Genomic DNA, 17,022 nt, shown 5'->3' on the forward strand with positions numbered 1-17,022 from the left:
CCTACAGATCGGCGAGCAGGCTCACCGGGTTTTCGATGCAACGGGCCACGTAGGTGAGAAACCCCGCGGCGGTTCCGCCGTCGCAGACGCGGTGATCGAACACCATCGACAGCTCAACGACGGTACGCACCGCGAGTGCGTGGTCGATGACCCAGGGGCGTTCGATCATGCGCCCGATGCCGAGGATCGCCGCCTCCGGATGGTTGATGATCGCCGCCGAACCGTCGACGCCGAGCGACCCGAAGTTGTTCAGGGTGAACGTTCCGCCGGTCAGCGCACTCGGCGCGAAGGTGCCGTCGGGGGATTGGGCCACGAGGGCGGCGATGGCGTCGCGCAACTGCCGGGTGCTCATCGCGTGTGCACCGTGGATGACCGGAACCATCAGCCCGCGCGAGGTTTGCGCGGCAATGCCGAGGTTCACGGCGCCGTGCTGCAGGATCTCCTGGCTCGCGGTGTCGACCGAGGAGTTGAGCACCGGAAACTGCCGCAGGCCGGCCACGACGAAACGCGCGATGAGCGCCGTCACGCTGAATCGTTCGCCGGTGGCTGTGAGCAGCTGATCTCGCGCTGCGAACAGGGCGGTCGCGTCGACATCGAGCCAGATGGTGGCCTCGGGGATCTCCCGCCGGGACGTGGTCAGCCGCTGTGCGACGACCTTGCGCAGACCGGAAATAGGAATCCGGATGTCGGCGCTCACGTCGTCGCGACCGGCCGGCGTTGCGCTGGCCGCTGCACCCGTCGCCGCAACCACGAGAACGGGCGGCGCGGACGTAGGCGGCTCCGACGTGGTCAACGCGGACGTCGTCAACGCTCGAATGTGGTCCTCAACATCGCTGCGCAGCACCAGATCGTTCTGGCCGCTGCCGGCGAGCATGCTCGCGTCGAACCCATTCTCCCGTGCGAGTCGGCGCACGATCGGCGACACGACGGGGGAGCGGCGGGCCGCATCGATACGGACCGGTTCGACCGCCGCGGGAATCGGCGTGGGCGTTGGTGCTTTCAGCCGGGCCGCGGCATCCGCTGTGGTGACCGTGCCGAATCGACCGGCGGCCACCGTGCGCGGCGGCCGGGTGCTCTCGGTGGTGCCGTAACCCACGAGAACCGCGCCGGAACCTTCGGACAAGGTACTGTTCGGCGCCGCGGCGACGGGAACTCCCACAGTGGCGCCAGCCGCGGACACATCGGTGACGGCATCGGCAACCGTCAACAGCACCTGCCCGGCGTGGATGACCTGCCCGGGCTCACCGAACAGGCTCGCCACGACTCCGCCGTAGGGCGACGGCAGCTCCACGATGGACTTGGCCGATTCGACCTCGACCACGGCCTGGTCGATGACGATCGTGTCACCGGGAGCGACCAACCAGGCCACGATCTCGGCTTCGGTGAGACCCTCGCCGAGGTCGGGCAGCAGAAACTCGCGGCTCATCAGGACCACTCCCAGGTGGAGAGTGCGGCCAGAATACGGTCGGGGGTGGGCAAGAAGTACTCCTCGAGCTTGGGCGACGGGTACGGAATGTCGAAGCCGGTGATGCGCAGAATGGGCGCGGCCAGGTAGAAGAAGTTGCGCTCGGTCAGGCGCGCGGCGACCTCGGCGCCGTAGCCGCCGAACTGCGCGGCCTCGTGCACGATGGCGGCGCGACCGGTTTTACGAACGGATGCCCCCACCGTCTCGTCGTCGAACGGCGACAACGAGCGCAGGTCGATGACCTCGATCGAGAGTCCCTCGGCCACGGCCTGCTCGGCGGTGGCGAGAGCCGTTTTCACGGTCGGGCCGTACGCGATGAGCGTGACGTCGGTGCCCTCCCGCAGCACGACGGCCCGGTTCAAGGGCTCGGTCTGCACCGGCAGCGCGAGGGAGGCCTTGCTCCAGTAGCGACTCTTCGGCTCCATGAAAATGACCGGGTCGTCGCTGCGAATGGCGTCGCGCAGCATGGAATAGGCGTCGGCCGGGTTCGACGGGCTCACCACGGTGAGTCCTGGCGTTGCCGTCCAGTAGGCCTCGGAGGAGTCGGAGTGGTGCTCGACGCCGCCGATGTCGCCAGCGTAGGGGATACGGATGACGATTGGCAGCGGGATCTTGCCGCGGGTGCGGTTGCGCATCTTCGCCACGTGCGACACGATCTGCTGGAATGCCGGGTAGCTGAACGCGTCGAACTGCATTTCCACTACCGGGCGCAGGCCGTACATGGCCATTCCGATCGCGGTGCCGACGATGCCGGCCTCGGCCAGCGGTGAGTCGCTCACCCGGGTCTCGCCGAATTCAGCGTAGAGCCCGTCGGTGACCCGGAATACGCCGCCGAGCGGTCCGACGTCTTCGCCGAACAGAACGACCGTCGGGTCATCGACCATCGCGTCGCGAATGGCCGCATTGAGCGCCGCAGCCATGGTGAGGCTTTCGGGCGCGCGCACGGCGGTGCCCGTCTCCAGGGTCTGCTGCGGGCTCATCGGATGCTCTCTTCGTTAGCAATAGCGGATGCCGCGGCATCGCCGTCGAGTTCGGCCGCCAGAAAGGCGCGCTGCTCGGCCAGGGCGGCCCGCGGGGTGGAATAGACGTGCTCGAACAGTTCAAGCGGGTCGATGACCGCCTGCTCGGTCATGCACTCGCGGGTGGTCGTAGCGAGATCCTCGGCGGCGGCCAGAATCAACGCCCGCACCTCCTCGGTGAGTGCGCCCTGGGCGACGAGATACTTTTCCAGGCGTTCGATTGGATCGCGGCTGCGCCACAGGTCGACGTCGGCGGTCTTGCGGTAGCGGGTGGGGTCATCCGAGTTGGTGTGGGCTTCGATGCGGTAGGTGAGGCCTTCAATGAGCGTGGGGCCGCCGCCGCTGCGGGCACGGTCCATGGCCGCCGACACGACGGCGTACATGGCCGCGACGTCGTTGCCGTCCACGTAGTAGCCGGGCATGCCGTAGCCGATCGCCTTGTCGGCGATGGTGCGGCAGGCCATCTGCTTGTCGAGCGGCACGCTGATGGCGAACTGGTTGTTTTGCACGACGAAGACCACCGGGGCCTGCCAGACGGCGGCGAAGTTGAATGCCTCGTGGGCGTCGCCCTCGCTCGTGGCACCGTCACCGAGCAGGGTGAGGGCCACGGTGTCGTCGCGCTTGAGCTTCGCGGCGGTGGCGAGGCCAACGGCGTGCAGCGCCTGGGTGGCGAGCGGCGTGGCCTGCGGGGCGATACGGTGCTGCTGGTAGTCGTAACCGCTGTGCCAGTCGCCGCGGAACGAGGCGAGAATATCCTTTGGCTCGACGCCGCGCGTGAGCAGCGCGATGCTGTCGCGGTAGGTGGGAAACAACCAGTCCTGCGGGGCGAGCGACGCGACGGCGGCGATCTCGCAGGCCTCCTGCCCGAGCGCGGACGGGTAGGTGGCCAGGCGGCCCTGCCGGGTGAGGGCGGTCACCTGCACGTCGAATCGGCGGGCCACGACCATCTGGCGGTACAGATCGAGAAGGGTCTCCACGGGTGGGAGGGCGAAGCCGCCACTCTCGTTCTGGGCGGCCGCACGGCCCTGATCGTCGATCAGACGCAGGGGTGGGGGTGCCAACTCGGCGGTCAGGCTCGGGTTCTCGACATTGAGGCTCATCAGGCAATGGTGCGCCCTTTTTACCGGCGCGGCTGCGCTTTTTCGCAGTTGTGAACGATTGGCCGATCCGCTGCCAGACGGCGGCCAAACGGCGTTTTGGAATCGTGAATCAGTGCCAGGCGTCCGGGGTGGCTCCGGGAGCGTGCCCGGTGATTTCGTCGAGAATCAGGTGTGACCGGGTCGAGATCACTCCCGGCATGGTGTGGATATCGCGGAGGATGGCTTGGCTGAGCTGCTCGTGATCGGGCGCGCTGACGGTGAGGATAATGTCGATGTCGCCGCTCACGGCCTGGGCCTTCTCGACGAAGGGGAGTTGCGCCAGCTGCGCGGCAATTTCACCCCAGGCCACGTCGCCGATCTTCACGACAACCAGCGCTGACACGTTGAGACCGAGCGCCTTGCGGTCAGTCTGGGCGCCGAACCCGGTGATCACGCCGTGGTTGACCAGCTTCTGTACCCGGGTGTGGGCTGCGGTGCGCGAGATGTGCACCTGCAGGGCCAGCTGGCGCATGGAGAGGCGGGCGTCACGGCTGAGCTCGGCGATGATCTGGCGATCGGTGCTGTCGAGTCCGGGGTGGGGAGTCTGCGGTTGCGTCATGAGTTTTCACACTACCGGCGCCAGCGCGGAAGCGTGGAGGGCGCGCAGGTAGTGATTCTTCGGCCAGTGTCGCAGCGCTTGAGGCAGCCGCGGATAGACCAAGCGGATGCCGCCCAGCACCCGCTCAAATCGTCGCTGCCGCCGGGTCGACCACGGCAGTTGGAAGAGTGTGCGAACGTGCGGGGGGAGTAACCCGGCGGTCATGAGACGGGCCAGGGGGAGGGCGGCGCGATACCAGAGCGGCGCCCTGCGGGAGTGCAACAGGTCGTGTGCGACAGTGCGGGTGGCGGCATCCGTGGTGAGGAGCGTCAACTGCTCATTCCAATAGCGGCCGAATGCTGCCCGGTCGCTCGGCCAGAGCTCCGGCGGCACCTGCAGCGACGTACCCAGGCGTGAATACTCCCGGTAAACCGCATCGGCGGTGTCGTCATCGAGGGGCCCGTAGACCAGGCCGTGCAGGTGAGTGGCCGATTCGTACAGCGTTGCGGCGACCCAGAGCTGCAGTTCGGGGGTGAATGCGTTGTACTCAGGGCTCGTGCCGCGCGAATGCACCGGACCGTGCGCGTGGTTGACCCGTGCGGTCATCGCTTCGGCCTGGTCGGCATCGCCGAACACGATCGCGTAGACGTAGCTGAGGGTGCCGTTCAGTCGGTCGAGCGGCCGGGCAGCGAAGTTGCTGTGGTCGGCCACACCGTGTCCGATCGCCGGATTGGCCAGCTGCAGCAGGATGGCGCGGCCTCCGGCAGCGATCAGGATGCCCTCGCCAGCGACCCCCTGCATGTTCGGTGCGCCTCGTTGTCTCACAGCTACCTCCCAATAAACACGCAGAACCCCGTGACAGGGTGAGCCTATTCGGTCGGGCTGAGTTTAGGTCTCGTCTGAACGCCCGAATAGGGGGACATGAATATTTGTCTTTCGGGGAATACCACCGTCTTCTATGCGCTTGCATGTATCCGAGGGCGACAAATCCTGGGCCCACACACTTGAGGAGAACTTTTATGAGCGACACTAACGCACTGAGCATCCCGGGCTACAAGGCCGGAACCTGGACCATCGACAAGACCCACAGCTCCGTCAGTTTCAGCATTCGCCACATCGTCATCAGCAAGGTCAAGGGCACCTTCGATGACTTCGACGCCACTTTCGTCACCGGCGAGAACCCGCTCCAGACGAGCGTCACCGCGTCCGCCCAGGTTGTCTCGATCAACACCAACGAGCCGGGCCGCGACGGTCACTTGCGCACTGGCGACTTCTTCGACGCCGAGACCTACCCGACCATCGGCTTCGTGTCGACCGGCGTGCGCGTGGTTAAGGACGAGTACCTTGTCGACGGCAACATCACCATCAAGGGCGTCACCAAGCCGGCCACCTTCGAGTTCGAGTTCGGCGGCTTCGGCGGAGACCCCTACGGCAACTACAAGTTCGGCGCCACGGCCAAGACCGAGGTCAACCGCGAAGACTTCGGCCTCACCTACAACGCTGCCCTCGAAACCGGCGGCATGCTGCTCGGCGACAAGGTCACGATCACCCTCGAACTGCAGGCCGCGCTCAACGCGTAACCCGTAGTTTTCTCGTGAGCAGGGCCCCACTTCGGTGGGGCCCTGCTTCGTTAACGAGCCAGCAGGAGTATCCATTCGGTCAGGCGTCGACGCAGCCCGGCACCATCCAGGTCGATGCGACCGAGGTCCTGATAGTTGGGCGCCCAGGTTTCCACCCGGGGGTAGGCCTTCAGGGCGGCGAACTGGTCCCAGCGGGCAACCTCGGGGGTGGGGGAGCCGAAGGCATCGTCGTAGGCGCGGGTGAATTCCTCGGCCACGGTCACGTCGTAGAGAAACACGAGGTCCTGGCGGCACCAGGCCAGGTCGTAGCCGCGCGGCGCGCGGCCGGCTCCCGACCAATCCACGATCCCGGTGAGGTGGCCCTCATGCCAGACAGTATTGCCCGACCAGAAGTCGTTGTGGGTGAGCACTCGCGGTTCGTCGTGGAGCTCTGTCCAGACCGGATGCATCGGTGACGTGGCCGCTGGCTCGGTGAACAGCTCGGGGAGCGACGAGTCAACGGCCATAAAGTGGATGCGCGCAAGCGCCTGCCCGAGTTGCCGGGCGAAGTCCTGCGGGTCCTGCGGGGTAATCGAAGCCCGACCCGGAAGCAGCGTCGTGACGATGAGCGGGCATCCGTTCGGTATCCCGTCAACTTTCGCCGTGCCGTCTGGGTCGGCGGCGAGCAGTTGCGGTGACAGCTCACCAAGATCGCCCAGCCCTGCAAGCACCTGAATCTCGCGGCGCACAGCGTTGTCACCGGGCGGGAACTCGCGCAGCACGAACTCGGCGCCATCGACTGTTCCGACGACGTTCGTTGTGGCGTGGGTGCCGCCGGGAAGCGTGCGCACCCAGTGCAGCTCGGAGACGGCGAGTTGCCGGGCGACCCACTCGAGCACGCCTGGGGAGACGGAGACGGAATTCATGCTCTAAAGCTACGCGTCTCAAGCTGCCTGACCTGCGGTCGAGTTGAGGCACCGCGAGATGACAACTTCGGTTCCGTGCTGTCCCTGGCCACGGGGCCGAAGGTGTCGTCTCGACGTTGACGTCCAACGTCCATGGGGCCGAACGTGTCGTCTGGCCCCGCGAACGTTCCCCGCGTCGGTGAGCCCGACCGCGCCCCCTCGTAGGAGTCACGCCGGGTGGGAGGACTTGCCGTCGAGCCACAGTTCGACGGACTCGTCGCGGTGCACGCCGTCGGTTCCGACGTGCTTCTCGCTGATCGTTGTGCCGTTCTTGATCACGTAGACGAGCGCCATCGCGTGGCCGCGCCCCAGACCGTAATCGGACTTGAGCCAGTCGATGATGGTGCCGGCCTTCGTCGCTGGGTCATCGAAACCCCGTTGGTGGGCGATGCCGACCAGGGTGCGCGGCGTCAGCCCGGTCTTCTCCTCGATCGCGTCGAGGTAAGCCTGAAACGACATGGGAGCCTCCTGAGTGAACAGCCTGTTGTCAGATAGTACGCAGATTTCGCGCCCGACCGGGTAATGGCGACGGCAGGCGTCCGCTTCCGGCCTATGCGGGACCGAGGCATGCTGCAAAGCTAAGGACATGGACGATTCTGCGGAGAAGACGACGCTCATGCACTACCTGGCTTCTGGTCGTGAGGCCCTCATCTGGAAGCTCGACGGGCTCAGCGAGTACGACGTGCGGCGCCCGCTCGTGCCGACCGGCACCAACCTCCTGGGCCTGATCAAACACGTCGCGAGCGTCGAGGCCGGCTACTTGGGCGACACCTTCGGGCGACCGTTCGGGGAGGCGCTGCCCTGGCTCGACGATGAGGCCGAGATCAATGCGGATATGTGGGCAACGCCCGAGCAATCCAGGGGCTGGGTGATCGACCTGTTCCGAAGGGTCGGCGAGCACTCCGCCGCCACCATCGAGGCGCTGCCGCTCAACGCGCCGGGACGCGTGGCCTGGTGGCCGCCGGAGCGCAGCAACGTGACGCTGCACCAGATTGTCGTGCACATCATCGCCGAGACGCACCGGCACGCTGGGCACGCCGACATCGTGCGCGAACTCATCGACGGCGCTATGGGCCTGCGCGCCGACAATAGCAACCTCCCGCCCGGTGATGCTGCCTGGTGGCAGGCTTATCGGGAACGGCTGGAAGCGGCGGCCCGGTCGGTACGACTCTAGAGAGGATGCCCCAGCGGTCGTGGCACCGCCCCGATCTGTGCCAAGGTGCAAGAGGGGAACGGCTGATTCGGGCCCGCCGCTACAGTCCGACGCCAAATAGATCATCATTCCAGCTGCTGGAACAACGGTCTAATCTATTGAGGAGCCCCGTGTTCACCCTGACAGCCCTTGAGATTCCTATCATTGCGGCCCCGATGGCCGGCGGAGCCTCGACTCCGAACCTCGCCTGTGCCGTCAGTGAGGCCGGCGGCTTGGGCTTTCTGGCCGGCGGCTACAAGACGCCAGAGGCTCTCGCTGAGCAGATCGTCGACGTGCAGCAGCGCACCGACCACGCGTTCGGCGTCAACCTGTTCATTCCGCAGCCACCGTTGACCGACCGCGCCGCCGTCGAGACCTACCGCGATGCGCTGGGTCGCGAGTACCCCGCCGCCACATTCGGCGAGATCGCCGACGCCGACGACGATTGGTTCGCTGAGAAGGTGGCCGTGGTCATCGAGCACCGGGTCCCCGTGGTCTCCTTCACCTTCGGTCTGCCGCCGCGAGATGCAGCAGAGCGGATGCACACGGCCGGTTCGTTCCTGATCGCCACCGTGACATCGGTGGCCGAAGCCCTGCAGGCCGTGGACCGTGGCGTCGACGCGCTCTGCGTGCAGGGGCCGGAATCCGGTGGGCACCGGGCAACATTCACGACGAGCGACGAACCGGGCACCCTGGCACTGGGGGAGCTGTTGATCGCGATTCGCGAGGTCGTGACGCTGCCGCTGATCGCGGCGGGCGGCATCCGCTCTGGCGGGCAGATCGCGTCGCTGCTGGCCAACGGCGCCGCGGCCGTGCAACTCGGCACGGCGTTCCTCCGTACCGACGAGTCGGGCGCGAATCCGGCGCACCAGAGCGCCCTCCTCGACCCGCGCTTCACCGAGACCGTTATCACCCGGGCCTTTTCCGGCCGGCCGGCGCGAGGCCTGAGCAACGCGTTCATCACCGCCCACGATGCCAGCGCGCCGCACGAGTATCCGCAGGTGCATCACCTCACCAAGGGCCTCCGAGCGGATGCCGCCCGTCGCGGCGACCCCCACGGCCTCGCTCTCTGGGCCGGCACCGGCTTTCGTGAGGCGAGAACCGGCCCAGCGGCAGCGGTGCTCTTGGGTCTCTGGATCGATGCGCGCGCTGCCGTCAGCTCGTAGACACATGCCTGACCGGCCTGAGGTCCGCTGAAAACCTGAGCGGCGTGCACCCCAAGGTAGGCTCGTTCGACAGGGTGTGCAGCATCCGCTACCCGGTAGATCAGCGTCGATCGGCGCGAAACACCCCTCTGGCCGCTAGGTGCGATCAGATCGTACGACAAGAAATGGCTCTCCTTTGCGCAAAATAACTAAATTCCGGGCGGCAAAGCTCACGGTCGCCGTCACGGCGCTGCTGGCTCTCGCCGGCGGATTCGTCGGCATCAGCGCCGCAGCCGCCAGCCAGCCCCAGGCTAAACCGAACACCGAGGTCACCGGCGAAACCTACGTCATCGGAACCGATACGACCTTTGCGCCGTTCGAGTACCGCAAAGACGGTGAACTGACCGGCATCGACATGGACCTCATTCGCGACATCGCAAAGAACCAGGGTTTCACCGTCGAGATCAAGTCGCTCGGCTTCGACGCCGCTCTGCAAGCGTTGCAGTCCAACCAGGTCGACGGCGTCATCGCCGGCATGTCGATCACCGATGAACGGGGGCTCATCTTCGACTTCTCCGACCCGTACTTCAACTCCGGCGTGCAGATGGCCGTCGCCGAAGACAACACGAAGATCTCCGGGTACGCCGACCTGGCCGGCGAGAACGTCGTCGCCAAGCGGGGCAGTGAGGGCGAGACCTTCGCCAATTCGATCAAGGACGAGTACGGCTTCACTGTCAAGGCTCTGGCCGACTCGGCAACGATGTACGACGACGTCAAGGCCGGCAACTCCGTTGCGGTCTTCGACGACTATCCGGTGCTCGCCTACGGCATCAATCAGAACAACGGCCTGAAGTCGGTCACCGAGAAGGAGCAGGGCAGTTCCTACGGCTTCGCCGTCAACAAGGGCCAGAACCCCGAACTCCTCGCCGCATTCAACACCGGCCTCGCCGAACTGAAGACCAGCGGCGAGTACCAGGACATTCTGGATACCTACCTGGAGCAGCCGGCACCGGCCGCGTCATCGGGATTCTTCGGCCTGCTCAGCGACAGCCTGCCCGCCCTGATGAAGGGCCTCGGGCTCACCCTGCTCGCGACCGCGCTCTCCATTGTGATTGCCCTCGTGCTGGGCGTGCTGTTCGGATTCTTCAAGGTCTCGGAGAGCCGCGTGCTGCGCGGTATCGCGAGCGTCTACGTCAGCATCTTCCGTGGCACCCCGCTGCTGGTGCAGGCGTTCTTCTTCTACTTCGGCCTGCCGCAGCTCACCGGGCAGTCCATCGACGTGCTCACCGCCGGTGTGCTCACCCTGAGCCTCAACGCCGGTGCCTACATGACCGAAATCGTGCGCGGTGGCATCCAGTCAGTCGACCCCGGCCAGACCGAAGCCGGCCGCAGCCTCGGTCTCGGCTACGTGACCACCATGCGCCGCGTCGTACTGCCGCAGGCCGTGAAAATCATGACGCCGTCCTTCATCAACCAGTTCGTGATGACCCTGAAAGACACCTCGCTCCTGGCCGTGATCGGATTCGCCGAACTCACCTACCAGGGCCAGCAGATCTACGCCGCGAACTTCCGCACCGGTGAGACCCTGCTGATCGTGGCCGCGCTGTACTTCATCGTCATCAACCTGCTCACCATGCTCTCCAACAAGCTCGACAAGAGGTTCAACAAATGAGCAAGATCAGCCTCAGCAAGATTTCAGTACGTGGTCTCCGCAAGTCGTTCGGCTCCAACGAGGTGCTCAAGGGCCTCGACGTCGAGATTATCGAGGGCGAGGTCGTCTGCGTGATCGGCCCGTCGGGTTCCGGCAAGTCCACTTTTCTGCGCTGCCTGAACAAGCTCGATGAGCTGAGCGCGGGCACGGTCATCGTCGACGGCTTCAACCTGAGCGACAAGACGGTCGATCTCAATGAGGTGCGTCAGCACATCGGCATGGTCTTCCAGCACTTCAACCTGTTTCCGCACATGACCGTGCTGCAGAACATCATGCTGGCCCCGGTCGAGCTGAAGAAGGAATCCACAGCGGATGCCCGCGCCAGCGCCCTGAAACTGCTCGACCGGGTAGGCCTCGCCGACAAAGCGACGGCCCGCCCCGCGCAGCTGTCCGGCGGCCAGAAGCAGCGCGTTGCGATCGCCCGGTCGCTCGCCGTGAACCCCGACATCATGCTGTTCGACGAGGCGACGAGCGCGCTCGACCCCGAAATGGTCGGCGAAGTATTGCAGGTTATCCGGGACCTCGCCGCCGAGGGCATGACCATGGTCGTCGTCACCCACGAGATGGGATTCGCCCGCGAGGTCGCCGACCGGGTCATCTTCATGGCCGACGGCGTCATCGTCGAGGAGGGCACCCCGGCCGAGCTGTTCGGCAACCCGCAACAACCGCGCACCCAGGACTTCCTCTCCAAGGTGCTCTAGCGGGTCCGACCGCGCCCGCTTCGGCGTTGCTCATTCATGGCCGCGCGGCCAGTGCGACCGCGTTTAGGCGCGGTCGCCGACGATCTCCTCGCGCACCCGGCGTAGGTCTTCCATCAGCGAACCGATCAGAATCCAGTGGTCGGGGTGCGGCGTCACGATGCGCAGCGGCGCGGTCAGGGCGAGAACTTCGGGCGCCGGCGGTTCCGGCACGACCGAGAGGTCGCCCTCGGCTCGGGCGAGCAGCGCGAGGTCGTGCGCCGCCCGCGCCAGCTCCCGGGAGAAGGCCTGAACGCTCGGCTCGTACTGCAGCGACTCGTCGTAATGATCGTGCAGGGCCCGGGTCATGCCGATCGCGCGCGTCACAAGCGTCGGCAACCGCTCGATCATGTCGTGATCGGCGTCGAGTGCTACCCGCAGCTTGGCCTTGCGCGGGTTGAGCATGAGGCTCTCCTCGGCCTGGGCGATGGCCTTCTCCGCCGACACCAGCATCGGCCGCAGCAGCCGGGCCTTGATCATCAGTTCCATCAGGTCGATCGGGGTCTGCGGGGTGCGCAGGGCCTCGGCGATGCGATCGAAAGTGTCTGCCAGCTCGCGTGCCAGCAGGCCGACGGCGTCGCGCGCGGGCGCGACCAGCACCGGGGGAACGATGAGCGCATTGATGATCAGGGCGATTCCGGCGCCGATGAAGGTCTCAATGATGCGGTCGAGGGCGTAGCCGGGCGTCGTGGCACCGAGGGCGAGCACGAGCATGGCGCTGATCGGAATCTGACTGGCCGACACCGGGGAGAGTCGCAGCGCCCAGGCTACGAGGATGCTCACCACGATCGTGCCGAGCACGACCCAGCTGGACTGGCCCAGGAAGAACCCGATCGAGGAGGCGATGATGACGCCACCGATGACCCCGGCGGTGCGTTCGATCGCGCGGCCGAGGGTCTGGTTGACGCTCGGCTGCACCACGAGCAGGGCTGCGATCGCAGCGAAAATGGGCAGGTCGCTCGGCAGGAGCAACTGGGAGGCGAGCCAGGCCAGTCCGACGGCGACGGCCATCTTGACGACCTGCAGCATCGGGAGTCGTTTGGAGATGCGCAGGGCCGAGGTTAGTTTCACTGGTCAAGGCTAACCCGTAGACCGCAGAGTGAGACGGATGCCGGCTCTTACCTGTTCGGAGTCGGTTCCGGCCGAACCGGCAGCTCGAGAAACCGGGCGTAGTCGGCGACGGCCCGTTCGAAGTCGCGCTGGGTCTTCTCCGCCCGCGTCCGTGCCGCGGCAGTGCCCGGCTCCTCGAACAGCGAGGCCTCGCAGGTGACCCCCGACGCCGCAATCTTCTTGCGCCAGGTGCCCACGATCTGCCCGTTCGTGACCACGAGCGGCAGAAAGATGCCGTTCAGCCCCGGCACGACCCGCAGGAGGTTCTCCGCGGAGACCACGTGCGTGCGGTCCCGGTACCCCAGCAGGTACTCGTCGAACCCGGGCAGCGCAAGCACCGGCGTGTGCTGGCGCAGGCCGGCCGGCACTCCGGCATCCGCTGTCTCGTCAGAGAGAAAGTGGGCGACGCCGTCGACCTGAACTTCGGTGAGCCGCTCTCTGGCCACGGCGAGGCCGGTTTTCGCGTCGGCGACCGTCAGCTGCGACCACCAGGCGAAGTCGACCAGGGTCGCCGGGCCGTGGCCCAGAAAATAGCGGTAGACGAATTCACCGAGCGCTTCGTCACGTTCGAGGCGGCGCGGGTTCGGTACCCATTCGTCGAGCAGCACGAGCCCCTGCTGGGTACCGATCTGACGGCCCCAGCACAGGGTTCCGGTCAGGGCGAGGTGGGCGATCGTGTGGTAGCCGCGCTGGCCCTCGGTCGACAGCCCGGCTGCCTGCAGCATGGTCATGAATTCGGCGCGGCTGAGTTGCTTCTGTCCGGTCAGGGCGGCGATCGCGGCCTCCCGCGCCCGCTCCAGCACGGTTGCGTCGAGTCCGAGCCGCTCATTGATCGTGCGCGTCTTCTTGAGTCGGCGCGGGGTCGTCAGTCCCTGCATCCAGCCCAGTTCCCGGGCCGGCACAAAGTGCAGGGTGCCGCGCATCGGCCAGGATCGCACGATCTCGCCGGCCGAAACGGATGCCTGCAGCTGGCTGCGCGTCGTGCTGGGGGAGCGCACGCCGAGGGCCCACTGTCCGGCCGGGTAGTCCTGGGCCTGCACCGCGAGCATCCGCTCGGTGACCGCGATCGCATCGGCCAGCGGTTGCCCGGCCAGCCCCTGGGCTCCGAGGCGAAGGCGAACGACGTCGGCGCGGGAGAGGTCAGCTGGCATGACACCAGTATGCCGACTCCCGCGCCGTCGTAGCCGGTTGGGCTAGTTTCCGCGCCGACTCGGGCGCACCGCCCGAATCACCCGGGCACTGCCATCGGAGGTCTGGGTGCCGAAGGCATCGAACTGGTCCTCAGGGGGACCGTCGGTCGGCCCGGCCCCACGACCGAACCGCTGGCGCAGCGCCTTGATCACGGGCGGAACCACGAGGAACAGAACGATCACGGTGTACACGACGACCGCGAGCGGTTCGCTCAGCAGCGCTGCCGGGTCGCCGGCGCTGATCTGCAGTGCGCGGCGCAGCTGGCGTTCCATCTCCGGGCCGAGGATGGCACCGACGATGATCGGCAGCACCGGAAACCCGAAGCGGCGGGCCATGTAGCCGAGCGCACCGAGCAGCAGCAGGATCAGAATGTTGAAGGTCTGCATGCCGGCCGCGTAGGCGCCGAGGGTCGCGAAGAACAGGATGCCAGCATAGAGATACGGCCGCGGGATGCGCAGGAGCTTGGCCCAGAGCGGTGCGAGCGGCAGGTTGAGCGCGAGTAGCAGGGTGTTGCCGATGAACAGGCTCGCGATCAGGGTCCAGACCAGCACCGGTTCGGTCTGGAACAGCAGCGGACCGGGGTGGATGCCGTACTGGTTGAACGCGGCGATCATGACCGCGGCGGTCGCCGTGGTCGGCAGGCCGAGCGTCAGCAGCGGCACCAGAGTTCCGGCGGCGGAGGCGTTATTGGCTGCTTCCGGTCCGGCGACGCCCTCGATCGCGCCGTGGCCGAACTGCTCTGGATGCTTGGACAGCTTCTTCTCGGCCACGTAGGAGAGAAATGTGGGGATCTCCGCGCCGCCGGCCGGAATCGCACCGAACGGAAAGCCGATGACGGTGCCGCGCAGCCATGGCTTCCAGGAACGCTTCCAGTCGTCCTTGCCCATCCACGGCACTCCGACTGGAATCGTTGCCGGCGTGCCGTGGCGCAGGTGGGCGGCGATCCAGAGGGCTTCACCGATCGCGAACAGGGCCACGGCGATCACGACGACGTCGATGCCGCCGGAGAGCAACGGCTGCCCAAAGGTCAGCCGTGCCTGGCCGGTTGTTGCGTCGAGTCCGACGAGTCCGATCGTGAGGCCGATAAAGAGCGAGGCGAGCCCGCGAATACGGCTGGAACCGAGCACAGTGCTCACCGCAACGAACGCGAACACCATCAGTGCGAAGTACGAGGGAGCTCCAAGGCCGATGGCGACCGCCACAACGAAGGGGGCGACGAGTACGAGCGCTCCGGTGGCCAGTGTGCCGGCAACGAAGGAGCCGATCGCGGCCGTCGCCAGCGCCTGGGCACCGCGCCCGGCCTTGGCCATCTTGTTGCCTTCGAGCGCCGTGACCACCGAGGAGGATTCACCGGGGGTGTTGAGCAGAATCGAGGTCGTCGACCCGCCGTACATGCCGCCGTAGTAGATGCCGGCGAACATGATGAGAGAGCCGGTCACGTCGAGCGCGTAGGTGAGCGGCAGCAGCAGGGCAACGGTCATGGCCGGGCCGATGCCCGGCAGCACGCCGACGGCGGTGCCGAGCAGCACGCCGATGAGGGCGAACAGCAGGTTCTGCAGGGTCAGCGCGTTGCCGAACCCCTCCATCAGAAGGGTGAGGTTGTCCATTTAGAGAATTCCCGTCAACAGGCCGGCCGGCAGATTGATGCCGAGGCCCAGTACAAAGCCGTAAAACGTGCCGACGGCGAGCAGAATGCCGATCACGAGCGCCCAGACGAAGCGCCTTGAGCCGAGCAGCAGGGCGGAGCCGTAGAACAGCAGCGCACTGCCGATCACGAATCCGAGAAAGTCCATGGTGAGGGCGAAGACCAGAATCAGGCCGCCGAGGCCGAAGACAGTCGGCCAGTGGGCCTTCTGTGAGAGGTCGATGTCCTCACCGTCTTCGGCCTCAGCGTGGCCGCCCCGCAGTACAGAGATCGCGAGGGCAATCGCACACAGGCCCAGGCCGATCGCGATGATCGTGGGAACGACCTGCGGTCCCATCACGCCGGCGTTGATGGCGGTGTGACGGATGTTCGCGGTATCGACCACGATCACGATCGCGATTACGGCGAGCAGGGCGGCGACTCCTAGCTCGGAGCGACCGTGCAGGCGAGCCTGCAGGCGTCCTCGTAGCCCGGATTGCGCGTCTGTAGTGGGGGCGGTCATTCTTAGACTAAGCCCAGGGTCTTCAGCACGTCGGCGACGCGGGTGTCCTGCTCGGTAAGGAAGGTGCTGAAGTCGTCGCCGGTGATGAATGCGTCGGTCCAGCTGTTGTCCTCCAGAACCTGCTTCCACTCCGGGCTGTCGTGCATGGCGGTGACGGCGTCGACGAGGCGCGCGATTTCAGCGTCGGTCAGTCCGGGTGCGGCCAAAAGTCCGCGCCAGTTCGTGAAGACCAGGTCGATGCCCTCTTCGGTGAGGGTGGGGGCGTCGATGACGGGAACGCGCTCCTCGCTCGTGACGGCGAGTACCCGCAGGTCGCCCGACTTCACCTGTTCCAGAAATTCACCGTAACCCGAGGCGCCGAACTGCAGCTTGCCGCCGAGGATGGCCGGCAGCAGTTCGCCGCCGCCGTCGTAGGCCACGTAGTTGACGGCGGTCGGGTCGATGCCGACGGCATCCGCGAGCTGCATCGGCAGCAGGTGGTCAGGGCCGCCCGGGGAGGAACCGCCGCCGACGGCGAAGGTGGCCGGGTCGGCTTTCCACGCGGTGACGAGGTCGTCGATGGTTTGGTAGGGGGAGTCAGCGGCGACGAAGATGGCGCCGGCTTCTTCGATGAGTCCGGCGATCGGGGTCGCGTCGGCCACCTTGGCATCGCCCTCGTTGGTGTACGCGGCGCCGACGACGCCGAGCCCCATCATGAGCAGAAAGTTGGCGTTACCGGTTTCGGTCAGGGTGCGGGCCAGGCCCACGGTTCCGCCGGCACCGGCCAGGTTGGTGACCTCTGTACCGGTGGCCAGGCCCAGGTCGTCCATCACCTTGACCGCGGCGCGGCCGGTGACGTCATAACCGCTGCCCGCGGCATTGGGGATCATGACCTGCAGGTTCTCGATCGGGCCGCTGTCGGCGGCCTCGGTGTTCTTCGCGCTCGTGACTCCGCAGGCGCTGAGGGCGAGTGCCACGACCCCGGCGAGAACAACGGTGCCGGCCGTGCGGCGTGAACGCATGGTGCGTGCTGTGATTGGCATGCTTGAATCCTCTTCGATTTCTGGCGAGCCTCTTTGCTGGCCGAGATCAGCCTGTGTGGTGGGCCGGTCGGACACAACTTGT

The 17,022-nt window shown here is 66.4% G+C and carries 17 protein-coding genes; 5 read left to right on the forward strand and 12 right to left on the reverse strand.

Translation table 11 applies throughout. The features are described from left to right. Position 1: 1 nt before the first annotated feature. The 5 genes from CXY77_RS07895 to CXY77_RS07915 all read right to left on the reverse strand — a co-directional run bounded on the left by CXY77_RS07895 (position 2) and on the right by CXY77_RS07915 (position 4,962). The gene (locus CXY77_RS07895) at positions 2 to 1,426 is read right to left on the reverse strand and encodes a dihydrolipoamide acetyltransferase family protein (protein ID WP_092339985.1); all 1,425 of its coding nucleotides are present in this window, start codon (positions 1,424 to 1,426) and stop codon (positions 2 to 4) included. After that, positions 1,426 to 2,445, reverse strand: a complete 1,020-nt coding sequence (locus CXY77_RS07900) for an alpha-ketoacid dehydrogenase subunit beta (protein WP_092339986.1) — start codon at positions 2,443 to 2,445, stop codon at positions 1,426 to 1,428. Before CXY77_RS07900 ends, CXY77_RS07895 begins: the two co-directional genes overlap by 1 nt. Further along, positions 2,442 to 3,584: a pyruvate dehydrogenase (acetyl-transferring) E1 component subunit alpha gene (gene pdhA, locus CXY77_RS07905; RefSeq protein WP_092339987.1), complete on the reverse strand. Its 1,143-nt coding sequence runs from the start codon at positions 3,582 to 3,584 to the stop codon at positions 2,442 to 2,444. The genes CXY77_RS07900 and pdhA overlap by 4 nt, the downstream gene beginning before the upstream one ends. A 109-nt stretch (positions 3,585 to 3,693) precedes the next feature. After that, complete coding sequence (locus CXY77_RS07910) at positions 3,694 to 4,182, reverse strand: Lrp/AsnC family transcriptional regulator (protein WP_092339988.1); 489 nt, start codon at positions 4,180 to 4,182, stop codon at positions 3,694 to 3,696. A 6-nt stretch (positions 4,183 to 4,188) separates the two neighbouring features. Continuing rightward, a complete protein-coding gene (locus CXY77_RS07915; RefSeq protein ID WP_092339989.1) occupies positions 4,189 to 4,962 on the reverse strand; it encodes an oxygenase MpaB family protein in 774 nt (257 codons plus the stop codon). A 218-nt stretch (positions 4,963 to 5,180) separates the two neighbouring features. On the opposite strand from CXY77_RS07915, the gene CXY77_RS07920 reads away from it, so the two are divergent. After that, complete coding sequence (locus CXY77_RS07920) at positions 5,181 to 5,741, forward strand: YceI family protein (RefSeq protein WP_104129912.1); 561 nt, start codon at positions 5,181 to 5,183, stop codon at positions 5,739 to 5,741. Between the two features lie 50 nt (positions 5,742 to 5,791). Here the strand turns inward: CXY77_RS07920 and CXY77_RS07925 are convergent, their stop codons facing one another. Together CXY77_RS07925 and CXY77_RS07930 are read right to left on the reverse strand one after the other, a co-directional pair. Beyond that, a complete protein-coding gene (locus CXY77_RS07925) occupies positions 5,792 to 6,646 on the reverse strand; it encodes a phosphotransferase family protein (RefSeq protein ID WP_092339991.1) in 855 nt (284 codons plus the stop codon). A 207-nt stretch (positions 6,647 to 6,853) separates the two neighbouring features. Continuing rightward, the gene (locus CXY77_RS07930; RefSeq protein ID WP_092339992.1) at positions 6,854 to 7,144 is read right to left on the reverse strand and encodes a DUF4287 domain-containing protein; all 291 of its coding nucleotides are present in this window, start codon (positions 7,142 to 7,144) and stop codon (positions 6,854 to 6,856) included. A gap of 127 nt (positions 7,145 to 7,271) precedes the next feature. On the opposite strand from CXY77_RS07930, the gene CXY77_RS07935 reads away from it, so the two are divergent. From CXY77_RS07935 to CXY77_RS07950, 4 genes are all read left to right on the forward strand, one after another. Beyond that, the gene (locus CXY77_RS07935) at positions 7,272 to 7,859 is read left to right on the forward strand and encodes a DinB family protein (protein ID WP_104129913.1); all 588 of its coding nucleotides are present in this window, start codon (positions 7,272 to 7,274) and stop codon (positions 7,857 to 7,859) included. A gap of 149 nt (positions 7,860 to 8,008) precedes the next feature. Beyond that, complete coding sequence (locus CXY77_RS07940) at positions 8,009 to 9,043, forward strand: nitronate monooxygenase (RefSeq protein ID WP_233197309.1); 1,035 nt, start codon at positions 8,009 to 8,011, stop codon at positions 9,041 to 9,043. A gap of 175 nt (positions 9,044 to 9,218) precedes the next feature. After that, positions 9,219 to 10,694, forward strand: a complete 1,476-nt coding sequence (locus CXY77_RS07945) for an amino acid ABC transporter substrate-binding protein/permease (RefSeq protein ID WP_233197310.1) — start codon at positions 9,219 to 9,221, stop codon at positions 10,692 to 10,694. Further along, positions 10,691 to 11,434, forward strand: coding sequence for an amino acid ABC transporter ATP-binding protein (locus CXY77_RS07950; protein WP_104129915.1), 744 nt, complete (start codon positions 10,691 to 10,693; stop codon positions 11,432 to 11,434). The genes CXY77_RS07945 and CXY77_RS07950 overlap by 4 nt, the downstream gene beginning before the upstream one ends. 63 nt (positions 11,435 to 11,497) lie before the next feature. On the opposite strand, the gene CXY77_RS07955 is transcribed toward CXY77_RS07950, so the two are convergent. Genes CXY77_RS07955 through CXY77_RS07975 form a run of 5 tightly spaced genes read right to left on the reverse strand, consistent with a single transcriptional unit; the run spans position 11,498 to position 16,919 of the window. Then, a complete protein-coding gene (locus tag CXY77_RS07955; RefSeq protein WP_092339996.1) occupies positions 11,498 to 12,541 on the reverse strand; it encodes an aromatic acid exporter family protein in 1,044 nt (347 codons plus the stop codon). Positions 12,542 to 12,588: 47 nt separating this feature from the next. Continuing rightward, complete coding sequence (locus CXY77_RS07960; RefSeq protein WP_104129916.1) at positions 12,589 to 13,731, reverse strand: winged helix DNA-binding domain-containing protein; 1,143 nt, start codon at positions 13,729 to 13,731, stop codon at positions 12,589 to 12,591. 42 nt (positions 13,732 to 13,773) lie between these two features. Continuing rightward, positions 13,774 to 15,378 carry a tripartite tricarboxylate transporter permease gene (locus tag CXY77_RS07965; protein WP_092339999.1) on the reverse strand — a complete coding sequence of 535 codons (1,605 nt, stop codon included), beginning with the start codon at positions 15,376 to 15,378 and terminating at the stop codon, positions 13,774 to 13,776. Then, entirely contained in the window at positions 15,379 to 15,918 is a 540-nt protein-coding gene (locus CXY77_RS07970; protein ID WP_104090432.1) for a tripartite tricarboxylate transporter TctB family protein, read from the reverse strand. It lies immediately after the preceding gene. A gap of 2 nt (positions 15,919 to 15,920) precedes the next feature. Further along, complete coding sequence (locus CXY77_RS07975) at positions 15,921 to 16,919, reverse strand: tripartite tricarboxylate transporter substrate-binding protein (RefSeq protein WP_104090540.1); 999 nt, start codon at positions 16,917 to 16,919, stop codon at positions 15,921 to 15,923. Positions 16,920 to 17,022 lie beyond the last annotated feature (103 nt).

This window comes from Cryobacterium sp. N21 (assembly GCF_002929575.1).
Lineage (GTDB): Bacteria > Actinomycetota > Actinomycetes > Actinomycetales > Microbacteriaceae > Cryobacterium > Cryobacterium flavum.